The organism is Helicobacter sp. (assembly GCF_014799995.1).
In the GTDB taxonomy this organism is placed as follows: domain Bacteria; phylum Campylobacterota; class Campylobacteria; order Campylobacterales; family Helicobacteraceae; genus Helicobacter_D.
Window position 1 is genome coordinate 56,795 of the sequence record NZ_JAAVGY010000045.1, and the last position, 9,742, is coordinate 66,536.

13 protein-coding genes are annotated in these 9,742 nt (G+C 37.1%); 2 read left to right on the forward strand and 11 right to left on the reverse strand.

Annotated features, from left to right (window positions below; translation table 11 throughout):
• Window positions 1-308 precede the first annotated feature (308 nt).
• From HDT10_RS07270 to lysA, 11 genes are all read right to left on the reverse strand, one after another.
• On the reverse strand, window positions 309-536 hold the full coding sequence (locus HDT10_RS07270) for a YdcH family protein (protein ID WP_290881702.1): 228 nt from the start codon (window positions 534-536) through the stop codon (window positions 309-311).
• Between the two features lie 98 nt (window positions 537-634).
• Window positions 635-1,825 carry a bifunctional glutamate N-acetyltransferase/amino-acid acetyltransferase ArgJ gene (gene argJ, locus HDT10_RS07275; RefSeq protein ID WP_290881704.1) on the reverse strand — a complete coding sequence of 397 codons (1,191 nt, stop codon included), beginning with the start codon at window positions 1,823-1,825 and terminating at the stop codon, window positions 635-637.
• Window positions 1,818-2,948: a TrkA family potassium uptake protein gene (locus HDT10_RS07280; protein WP_290881706.1), complete on the reverse strand. Its 1,131-nt coding sequence runs from the start codon at window positions 2,946-2,948 to the stop codon at window positions 1,818-1,820. The genes argJ and HDT10_RS07280 overlap by 8 nt, the downstream gene beginning before the upstream one ends.
• Window positions 2,949-2,969: 21 nt before the next feature.
• Window positions 2,970-3,158, reverse strand: coding sequence for a 50S ribosomal protein L28 (rpmB, locus tag HDT10_RS07285; RefSeq protein ID WP_138121780.1), 189 nt, complete (start codon window positions 3,156-3,158; stop codon window positions 2,970-2,972).
• Window positions 3,159-3,236: 78 nt separating this feature from the next.
• Window positions 3,237-4,196, reverse strand: coding sequence for an NAD(P)-binding domain-containing protein (locus HDT10_RS07290; RefSeq protein WP_290881713.1), 960 nt, complete (start codon window positions 4,194-4,196; stop codon window positions 3,237-3,239).
• On the reverse strand, window positions 4,193-4,396 hold the full coding sequence (ccoS, locus tag HDT10_RS07295; protein WP_290881715.1) for a cbb3-type cytochrome oxidase assembly protein CcoS: 204 nt from the start codon (window positions 4,394-4,396) through the stop codon (window positions 4,193-4,195). The genes HDT10_RS07290 and ccoS overlap by 4 nt, the downstream gene beginning before the upstream one ends.
• On the reverse strand, window positions 4,393-4,947 hold the full coding sequence (gene maf / locus HDT10_RS07300) for a septum formation inhibitor Maf (RefSeq protein ID WP_290881717.1): 555 nt from the start codon (window positions 4,945-4,947) through the stop codon (window positions 4,393-4,395). Before maf ends, ccoS begins: the two co-directional genes overlap by 4 nt.
• Before the next feature lie 68 nt (window positions 4,948-5,015).
• Window positions 5,016-5,375, reverse strand: a complete 360-nt coding sequence (gene acpS, locus HDT10_RS07305) for a holo-ACP synthase (protein ID WP_290881720.1) — start codon at window positions 5,373-5,375, stop codon at window positions 5,016-5,018.
• Between the two features lie 10 nt (window positions 5,376-5,385).
• Entirely contained in the window at window positions 5,386-5,925 is a 540-nt protein-coding gene (fliL, locus tag HDT10_RS07310; protein WP_290881721.1) for a flagellar basal body-associated protein FliL, read from the reverse strand.
• Between the two features lie 40 nt (window positions 5,926-5,965).
• Entirely contained in the window at window positions 5,966-7,030 is a 1,065-nt protein-coding gene (gene pheA, locus HDT10_RS07315; RefSeq protein ID WP_290881724.1) for a chorismate mutase, read from the reverse strand.
• Window positions 7,031-7,041: 11 nt separating this feature from the next.
• The gene (gene lysA / locus HDT10_RS07320; protein WP_290881727.1) at window positions 7,042-8,298 is read right to left on the reverse strand and encodes a diaminopimelate decarboxylase; all 1,257 of its coding nucleotides are present in this window, start codon (window positions 8,296-8,298) and stop codon (window positions 7,042-7,044) included.
• 106 nt (window positions 8,299-8,404) lie between these two features.
• Here lysA and HDT10_RS07325 point away from each other — a divergent pair, with 106 nt between their 5' ends.
• Together HDT10_RS07325 and HDT10_RS07330 are read left to right on the forward strand one after the other, a co-directional pair.
• Window positions 8,405-9,061, forward strand: coding sequence for an HAD family hydrolase (locus HDT10_RS07325; RefSeq protein WP_290881730.1), 657 nt, complete (start codon window positions 8,405-8,407; stop codon window positions 9,059-9,061).
• Between the two features lie 145 nt (window positions 9,062-9,206).
• Window positions 9,207-9,742: radical SAM protein (locus tag HDT10_RS07330; RefSeq protein ID WP_290881733.1), on the forward strand; the 536-nt coding region annotated here is incomplete at its 3' end.

Sequence of the window (9,742 nt, forward strand, 5' to 3'; positions counted from 1 at the left end):
AATTGCAAATCTTTTTAGTTGTTAAACTTTTTAAGAGGGTTATGTGAAGAAAAATTAGTCTTACTTACAAAAGCAGCAGAATATAAATTTAATTATATCTACACACAGACGAAAAACTACAAATTTGGACAAGAGAGATACAAAACCACAGGAGCACAAAATTCCAGACAGACTTAGTTTTTTTTGAGAGGTTTTATTCGTGTTACCAGCCATTCCTGTATTTTAAATTCTATTGTAAGACTTATTCCTAATGTTTTAATAGCCTAAGTAGTTAAATAAGAGGTAAGCCCTTATAAAAGGGCTTTGGATTATTTTTTATTTTCTTTGATGTATTCCATCACCATTGCATACGCTTCATCTTTGAGCTCTAATTTTTTGCGTTTGAGTTCCGCTAGCTCCATACTCGTTGCGTGCTCTCTACCCTCTGAAATGTCTTGAATCTTTTGGTCTAAATCATTGTGCTCATCAAAAATCTTAGCAAAATGCGCATTTTCTTGCTTTAGGACACTAATCTCATCGCGGTATTCGTGTAACATAAGCTCTCCTTAAAGATAAATTATTGTCAAATTATAGACAAAATTGCCTTAATAGTTGCCACTTTTATAAAATTTTAGGCAATCTTGCTTCAATTCTTTTAGGAACGATAGTCTGCATTGATTTTAACATACTCGTGCCCCAAATCGCACCCATAGGCGACAAAAGATTCTGTGCCCTTACCAATTTCGCAAATAATTCTAAAAGAATCTTGTTTCAAGACTTCTGCAGCCCTTTTTTCATTCTCGCTATCAAAGTAAATTATACCTTGCTTATAGACACAGATTTCACCGAAATAAATCTCTAATGTCTTAGGGTCGCACTCTATTCCACTTGCTCCAATAGTAGATGCGATTCTACCCCAATTAGGATCACAACCAAATAATGCAGTTTTGACTAATAAAGATTGGCTTAGGGCTTTGGCTGCCCTCTGCGCTTCTTGGGCTGTTTTTGCACCCCTAACCTCAAAAGCAACGAGTTTAGTTGCACCCTCACCATCACGCACAATATCCGTTGCCAACTTGTGCATAAGTTTTTCTAAAACAAAACCAAATGCTTCCTTATTGTATGCCCCACTTTTGCCATTACTCAAAAGCAAAATCGTGTCATTTGTAGAAGTATCACCATCTACACTAATTGCATTAAAAGTCTTCTGCGCTGCTTGCCTTAAAAGCTCCTTCATATCAGACTTTGGAATCTGTGCATCGGTGGCAATAAAGCAAAGCATTGTCGCTAGAGAGGGATTAATCATTCCAGCCCCCTTGCACATTGCTCCAATTTTAAAACTTGTTTTGTCTTCTAATACAACTTCGAAAGCAATTGTTTTGCTAAAACGATCCGTTGTCATAATTGCCTTTGCAGCTTGCATATCCTCTTGCTTTTTTAAATCAAACTTCGCAAAAGATTCCATAATTTTTGCTTTTGGAAGTTGCACGCCAATGACTCCGGTAGAACTCATAATCGGATTTTGGGTAATAGGAAATTGGGATTGGAGATTTTGCAACACTTCCTTAACATTCGCAACCCCTTCATCGCCCGTGAGTGCATTAGCGTTTTTAGAGTTAATTAAGACGAAATTGGTTTTGAAGTTTTTATCATATTCTTGATAATGCAAAATAGGAGCGGCACAAAATTTGTTTTGAGTAAAAATCGCTTCTACTTCGCACAAGGAATCTGCATAAATAAAAGCCACATCAGGTTCTCCACTGCTTTTCAATCCCGCACAAACTCCATCACAATAAAAGCCCTTTGCAGCTGCAATTCCACCTTGTATTGGGAAAAAACTAAACATATTTTAACTCCTCTGGTTTGTCTTTTTTGGATATGAGTTGTTTGGTTAAACGCACACCATGCGAAGTGCCAATCACGAGCAATTTACATTCGCTTGTTACGAGAGTATCGCCATTAGGCATAGAAATGAATTTGCCATCTTTTTGCGTAATCCCCACAACAGAAGTTTGTGTAATCTCACGCACATGTGCTTCTTTGAGTTTCTTTAGCACAAGCCATGAATAACGTGGCACGATAATTTCCTCCAAATCTAGCGGAGTGTCTTTTTGATAAGCAAAACGTTCTAACAAATTCTCCATATCTGGACGCGTTGCCATAGCATTTACTCTTTGAGCAAATAACTTTGAAGGTGAGACAGCGCAATCTGCACCAAGCTTTTTTAGCTTTTCTTCGTCTTCATTATTGTCCGCATTACCAATAATAAAATAAGGCTTCCTCCCCAATTCGCGCTCATAAAGCCTAACAGAAGCGATTTGTGCAATATTATCTGCGATATTATTAGACAATGTAATTACGCCACGCGCACTAGATAAATGACATTTTAACATTGCGATTTCTGTATGGGGATCTTCATTGATAAAAAAGGGATAATGATATTTCTGTGCAATATCTTCCAAAGAATCATTGCGATCTACCACTACAAAAGGAATATGTGCCTCACGGAATTGTTGCGAAAGTTGTATCGCATATTCATTGTGATAGCAAATCACAAAATGATTCTTTAAGCGCGCAATTTTGTAAATCATATTACGTTCCTTAATAATTGGAATGAGTTTTCCACGACTAAGTATATCAATTACACTTACGACACAAAAACTTAAAACCAACGAGCCTGCCAACATAACAAATGCGGTATAAAATACCGACAAACCATCAAACTCATTTTCTTTTAATGCGCCAAAACCCGTTGTGGTAAAAGTGTAAGAAGCCTGAAAAAATGCGTCAATGAGACTATAATCTGTAACTACTAGATAGCCTAGTGTGCTAAGTATTAAGCCTGAAAAAATAAATAAAAAAGACGCACGAAAAGGTTTTAGTTGCTCATAGAGCAAACCAGACATATCAATATCTGGCTTTTGAGCACCCTCCCAATGGAGAAATTTTTTGAGCCTATCAAAAGCCACAGCCCAACCCTAACAAAAGGATTAAGAGTGCTTTTTCATCGTGCGCAATGTAGAAGCTGCGATTCTAACTTTCATTGTCCTGCCATCTTCTAATTTGATTCTTACAGTTCTTAGATTAGGCAAAGAACGTCTTCTCGTTTTATTGTTTGCGTGGCTTACATTGTTGCCAACCATTGGACCTTTACCTGTAAAAAAACATTTTCTTGCCATTTCTTAATCCTTAAAAATTACTCATAAATAAGCTTGAGATTCTATCCAAAACTAAATAATAGAAAGTTTAAATGCTCTCTAACTAAGCCTTTTTTTGATTTCTTGCACAATGTCAAACCCGTGATTGAGCGCAGCTGCAATAGAACCGCCATTTTTGTATAAAATATCTCCCGCGACATAAATACCTGCAACAGAGCTCTGATGGTTTGCGTCTATTCGTGGCACGCCATCAGCATCTAATTCTACACCGCATTTGCGCAAAAAATCTACCGGTGCCATTCCTCCAATCGCATAAATCACGCGTTCATACACCGCACTTGTGCCATCTGTGAAATTCACTTGAACTTTATTATCTTTTTCCTCTAAACTCTCAATATCAATGCCAAGCTTAGGCTGAATTTTCCCACTCTTGAAACACGAATCTAAATTTTCTTGATTGGCTTCGTTGATTCTTGTAAATTCCTTTCTGCGATAGTTTAAAGTTACAGGATTTGTCTCACTCAATACACACGCATATTCTACCGCAGAATTTCCTCCACCTACAACCAAAATGCTCTCACCATCTACACAACTATTTGCATTAAAATTCACACGATTCTTAATGCTATTTGGAATCGCATAACTTGGCTTATTGGGCTGTCCCATTTTTCCAATAGAGATGACAACAAACCTTGCTTTGAAGGTTGTATTTTTCGCTGTATGGATAATGAAAATATCCCCCTCTTTTTCAATGGATTCCACTTCGGTTTGGAATTGCGCTTCAAATCCATTTTCTTGAATAATCTTGTCAAACAAATCCAAAGTGCTTTCTTTTGTGCCATCACAAAAATAAATATTTCCATTCAATTCAACTTTTTGCCCCTTATAATCCTTATCCACGCGTTTCTTGTCTTTATAAAACTTGCGAATCGTTGTAGAATGCCCCTCGCCTTTTTCAAACAAAACCACATCTTTAATACCCAAAATCATTGACTCTACCGCCGATGCGATTCCGCCCGGACCCCCGCCAACAATGGCAATATCATAAATTTCTTTCATTGATTATCCTTTGCATTATTTTTTGATTTATCCCTTGCTGCAAGGCGCAAATCTTCTTCACTATCAAACAAAACTCCTTGCATCATTTTCTTTTCATCATCAAACTGCCCATTTTTCAAACCCCATAAAAATGCAACAAGACCAATTAATCCAATGACAATAGAAGTTGCAAGCATTACAGCAACCATTGTTGTATTCATACTATCTTCCTTAAAAAAGGCAAAAGAGATTCTATATTTAATCCCATTGCATTAGAGGTTGTGCCCACTTGATGCTTAATATAGCTCTGATGAAATCCCTCCACCATTACTGCACCCGCTTTGTTTGCCCACAGATTGCTTTTCAAATAAGATTCCAAATCTTGCGGAGTAAAAGGTAAAAGCTCAAAATAAGTTTGGCTTAAATCCAAATAAAAAAACTGCTCGCAATGTAAAATCGCACAGGTTAGAATCTTGAATGTTTTACCACTTTGAGATTCCAAGAACGCACGCGCTTCTGCTTCGCTCTTGGCTTTGCGTTGCAAAACTCCACCACAATCAATCACGCTATCTGTGATTAAAAGCGGCAATTCTAGTCCATATCGTTTGAATGCGCTTCTATACTTGCCAAGTGCTGCCTGATAGACAAAACTTTTAGGCTCATCTAAAGATAATTGCTCTTCATCAAACCCATTATCACATTGAATAAAAGGGATTTTATGCTCTTCTAAAATTTGCTTACGTGATTTTGAAGTAGAGCATAAACGCAACATAAAATTCCTTAAAATTTCAGGATAAACTTAAAATTATAATCTACTTAAAATTATATTTTGATAAGTTATTAATTTTTTAGGCTAACTGCTACCACTGCGATAGCAAATCCGCCATCGTGTGAAATGGAAAGACTTAGAGAATGAATCTTAAAATATACCAGCTTTTCAGTGCTCAAATGGAGGATTGGTGCGCCCTTTTTGTCTTTAGAAATCCACATATCACGGAATCGCAATTCTTTCCCAATTCCACATTTTAAAGCCTTAGCACACGCTTCCTTTGCCGCCCAAAATCCCGCAAGGCTTCGGGCATTCTTGGCAATTTTCATTTCAGAATCATTTAAAAACCTTGCGATTCCTTTGTCACCAAACCTCGCAAGCAAGGATTCCATACGCGCGACTTGGACAATATCCACACCCACTTCAAACATAACTCGTCAGTTATTGCACTACAAACTCGGTAAAAAACATATTTACGATTCTACCATCTACCAAAAATTCGTTCAAACGTTCCATAATTTCTTCTTTTAACTTTTGCTTGCCCTTAGCAGTCTGCACCTCTTCAAAAGTCTTTGAACTAAGGATTGAGATAATCACATCACGCAAAACACCTTGTTTGGTATCTAGCTCTGTTTGCATTTCTGCAATGCTAAGTTCTAATGAAATAGAAGTTTTAAGATAACGTTTGCCGCCTCCTGAAGTCATTAGATTCACGATAAATTGGTTTAAAGGATACATTGGTCCAACGCTTAAAAGATTGCTATTAGGATTCGCTGCACTTCCCTTATTCGCCGCGCTTTGTTGTTGTGGAGCAGCCGCAGGTCCCGCTTCTGCTTCATCACCCCCGCTAAAAATCAGAATCGCAACAACAATCAAAATAATCAACAGCAATGCAACCACACCAATAATGATGAAGAGCAACATTTTGTTTTGCTTCAAACCCTCAAGCTTGGATTCTTTTTTGGTTTCTTCCTCTGCCATCTCTCCTCCTTAATAAAAATTTTATTATATAAATCTTTTTTTAAATTTTCAAGTAACTACCAAGCCATTTTAGCTCATTTGGATAACGTCTTAATAGCTCACTCACATTAGCATCATCAATATGTCCATCAATATCAATAAAAAAACAATAGTCAAAATCTTTCCCTGCGTGTTTTGGGCGCGACTGGAAAAAAGTCATATTGATATTAAGCTCTTTTACATCATAAAGTAAGCGATGCACCGCTCCGGGCTTGTCATCGTTTGCCAAAATTGCAAACAAAGAAGTCTTATCCTTGCCACAAGGCTGGTTCTTGAAATTGCTAATCACAATAAAACGCGTTTTATTGTCTGGATTATTCTCAATATTTTCAAACAAAATAGGAGTATTATAAAGCTTTGCTGCAATCGGAGAGCAAATCGCCGCACATTTTGGATTTTCTTTTGCAAGTTGCACAGCGCGTGCAGTAGAATCTACCGAGATTCTTTGAATATGATCTAAGGAATGCTCGCTTAAAAAATAAGAACACTGCCCAAAGGCAATGTCTTTAGAATAAATAATTTCAATTTCTTCTAGTTTGCGCGTTTGGCTTGCGAAGCAATGATGAATCGGCATATAAATTTCTGCGACAATCTTTAATTCTGTACTTCTAAGCAAGTCTAATGTTTCACCCACTACGCCATTTTGACTATTTTCAATCGGAATCACTGCATAGCTTGCGCTCTGATTCTCTACGCTCTTGACTGCTTGCGTAATGGTATTGTGAGAAAAATACTCACACATTGCGCCAAATCTACTTTCTGCTGCTTGGTGTGTATAACTTCCAAGAGGACCAAGATATGCCACGCGTTCTGGCAATTCAAGATTACGACTCACTGCAAAAATTTCTGAATAAATCGCTTCAATTGCGGATTTGCTTAACAGCAAAGAATCTTTAGAACTCAATCTATCTATAATCTCTTTTTCTCTCTCGGGACGATAAATTGGCATATTGTTTTGCAATTTTACTTTGCCGACTTTCTTGACAATCTCCATTCGTCTTTCCAATAATCCTAAAATCTCATCATCAATGCTATCAATTTCTGCTCTAAAATTTTGTAAATTCATTTAAGATTCCTTTATAGGTAGTCTTTCTCTAATGCAATCAAATCTTCTAGGCTTTCGCGCCTGCGAATTAATCGTGCTTTTCCTTTTTCAAGTGCGACTTCCGCACAACGCAAACGCGAATTATAATTGCTAGACATACTAAAGCCATATGCTCCAGCACTAAGGACTGCCAACATATCACCCTTTTGCAAAAGTGGCAAGGAGATATTCTTGCCCAAATAATCACTACTTTCACAAATGGGACCTACTACATCTGCTACACTTATATCTTGTGATTCTACATTTAAGGGGGCAATCTGATGATAAGCACTATAAAGACTTGGACGGATTAAATCATTCATTGCCCCATCTACAATCACGAATCGCTTGTTTTGGTGGGTTTTTTGATAAAGGACTTTAGTTAAAAACACTCCACTATTTCCCACGATAAACCTGCCCGGCTCGCAAATAATGGTTAAATCCAATCCACGCAATTCCTCTAAAATTGCTTGCGCATAATCATAGGGATTAATTGCAATTTCATCGCTATAAGTAATCCCTATCCCTCCGCCAATATCAAAAAACTTAATGTCAATCTTTAACGCCAATAAACTATGTGCAAGTTGCGCAATCTTACGCGCAGATTCGGCGATAGGATTGAGTTTCGTTAATTGACTGCCGATATGAAAATGGATTCCAACAGGCTCTAAATGTTTAGAATTATGCGCATACAAATAAATACTTTTGGATTCTTCAATGCTCACGCCAAATTTATTTTCTTTTAAACCTGTGGAAATATAAGGGTGGGTTTGTGGGTCAATATCTGGATTGACACGTACAGAAATCCTAGCAGGGATTCCTAGCTCTTTCGCACAAGCCTCCACGCATAACATTTCCTCTCTGCTTTCTATATTGATAAACAAGATTCCAATCTTTAAGGATTCTTTGATTTCAAATTCTTGCTTACCCACGCCACTATAAATAATCTTGTACTTTGGAATCCCAGCCAAAATCGCACGCTCAATCTCTCCTAAGGAGACACAATCCGCCCCACTTTCTAAACTTGCAAGTTTTTGAATCACGCTTAGATTGGAATTTGCCTTTAAGGCATAACAAATCATTGCCTTTCTTCCCGCAAAGGCTAATTTAAACTGCTCATATTTTTCTGCGATTCTGTCAAAATCATAAACATACAAAGGCGTGCCAAATTGCGCCGCCACTTCTTGTAATAAATCTTTATCAAAATTGCCGCTAAGTTCAGGGATATTTTGGGACTGCGTGTTTTTCATTCTCTGCTCTTTTGTTTTGGTTAAAGCTGTAATTATATTCAAAAATGCCTTAAATCTTTAAACTAAAATTTGTTACACTTCCAAATCTCAACAAGGTTAGAAAAGAATGAAAGACAAAATTATTTTATTTGATTTAGACGGCACATTGATTGATTCCACAGAAGCTGTTTATGAGGGATTTTGTGAGGCTTTTAGGCATTTTCATCAACCCTTACCAAGTCGCCAAGCTGTTGTCTCACAGATTGGAAATACCCTAGAGGATATGTTTAGTACCTTAAATGTAAAATCTAGCGCACTATCAGACTTTATTCGCGTTTATAGAGAGCATTATGGCAAAATATGCAATGATAAAACTTATCTGCTAGAGAGTGCAAAGGAGGCGATTCTGCAAGCACAAGAATTTGCATATCTAGGTGTCGTAACAACAAAACTAAGCAAATATTCTAAGATTCTTTTAGATAATTTTGGTGTTTTAAACTATTTTCATTGCGTCATTGGGAGAGAAGATGTCAAAGAAGCGAAGCCAAGTGCAGAGCCGATTCTGCTTGCATTAGAATCTATGCCCAAAGGAATCTCAAGAAACAATATCTATATGGTGGGCGATACGCCTTTGGATATTCAAGCTGCAAATAACGCAAATATCAAGAGCATAGGTATCCTAAGTGGCTATGCGAGTTTAGAATTATTGCAACAATACACAAACCATATCGCAAAAGACGCGCTAGAGGCGGTTTTGTTCATCAAGGATTCAGAATCTCACTAAAGGAACTTTATGCAAAATATAGCTAAAAAATGGGGGGGGGGGGCAAAAGAAACTAAAGTCTTTCATTAAAGATAAAAAGATTTGGATTCTCTCTCTTTTTAAAAATGCCAAACAACACCAAAAAATAAAAGCAAGATTAGAAATTTTGGAATCTCAAAATGCAAATCTTGCAGTTTATAATGCAAGCTTGAAAAAATCTATCCAAGATTTGAAAGCGCAAAACAACCTCTTAACAAATCAAAATATCACTACTAGAAATTCTCTCTACAAGCTCACTCCACAGGCTTATTTAAAACTTGTAGAGATTCACCTTGCAGAGCACTGCAATTTAAATTGCTTTAGTTGTGCACATTTTTCACAACTCTCTCCTGCACAATTCCCATCTCTTGAACAATTTAGTAAAGATATGGAGCAATTAAATTCTCTTACAAATGGATTGATAGGCAAGTTTCATTTAATGGGTGGCGAACCCTTACTCAATCCCAGCTGCAAGGATTTCTTTGCCATTACACGCAAATACTTTCCAAATAGTGCAATTTGGCTCGTTACTAATGGAATCTTACTAAACAAACAGCCAAAGGAATTTTGGGAATCTTGCAGAGAAAACAACATAGAGATTCACCCTACTAAATATCCCATTAAGATTGATTGGGAGAGGATAGAGGCACAATGTGAGGATTA

What these genes read in the sequence shown, in the direction of transcription:
- argJ (WP_290881704.1), bottom strand. Translation starts at nt 1,825, where the DNA reads ATGTTTAGTTTTTTCCCAATACAAGGTGGAATTGCAGCTGCAAAGGGC.
- lysA (WP_290881727.1), bottom strand. Translation starts at nt 8,298, where the DNA reads ATGAAAAACACGCAGTCCCAAAATATCCCTGAACTTAGCGGCAATTTT.
- HDT10_RS07325 (WP_290881730.1), top strand. Translation starts at nt 8,405, where the DNA reads ATGAAAGACAAAATTATTTTATTTGATTTAGACGGCACATTGATTGAT.
- rpmB (WP_138121780.1), bottom strand. Translation starts at nt 3,158, where the DNA reads ATGGCAAGAAAATGTTTTTTTACAGGTAAAGGTCCAATGGTTGGCAAC.
- HDT10_RS07290 (WP_290881713.1), bottom strand. Translation starts at nt 4,196, where the DNA reads ATGAAAGAAATTTATGATATTGCCATTGTTGGCGGGGGTCCGGGCGGA.
- maf (WP_290881717.1), bottom strand. Translation starts at nt 4,947, where the DNA reads ATGTTGCGTTTATGCTCTACTTCAAAATCACGTAAGCAAATTTTAGAA.
- fliL (WP_290881721.1), bottom strand. Translation starts at nt 5,925, where the DNA reads ATGGCAGAGGAAGAAACCAAAAAAGAATCCAAGCTTGAGGGTTTGAAG.
- acpS (WP_290881720.1), bottom strand. Translation starts at nt 5,375, where the DNA reads ATGTTTGAAGTGGGTGTGGATATTGTCCAAGTCGCGCGTATGGAATCC.
- ccoS (WP_290881715.1), bottom strand. Translation starts at nt 4,396, where the DNA reads ATGAATACAACAATGGTTGCTGTAATGCTTGCAACTTCTATTGTCATT.
- HDT10_RS07270 (WP_290881702.1), bottom strand. Translation starts at nt 536, where the DNA reads ATGTTACACGAATACCGCGATGAGATTAGTGTCCTAAAGCAAGAAAAT.
- pheA (WP_290881724.1), bottom strand. Translation starts at nt 7,030, where the DNA reads ATGAATTTACAAAATTTTAGAGCAGAAATTGATAGCATTGATGATGAG.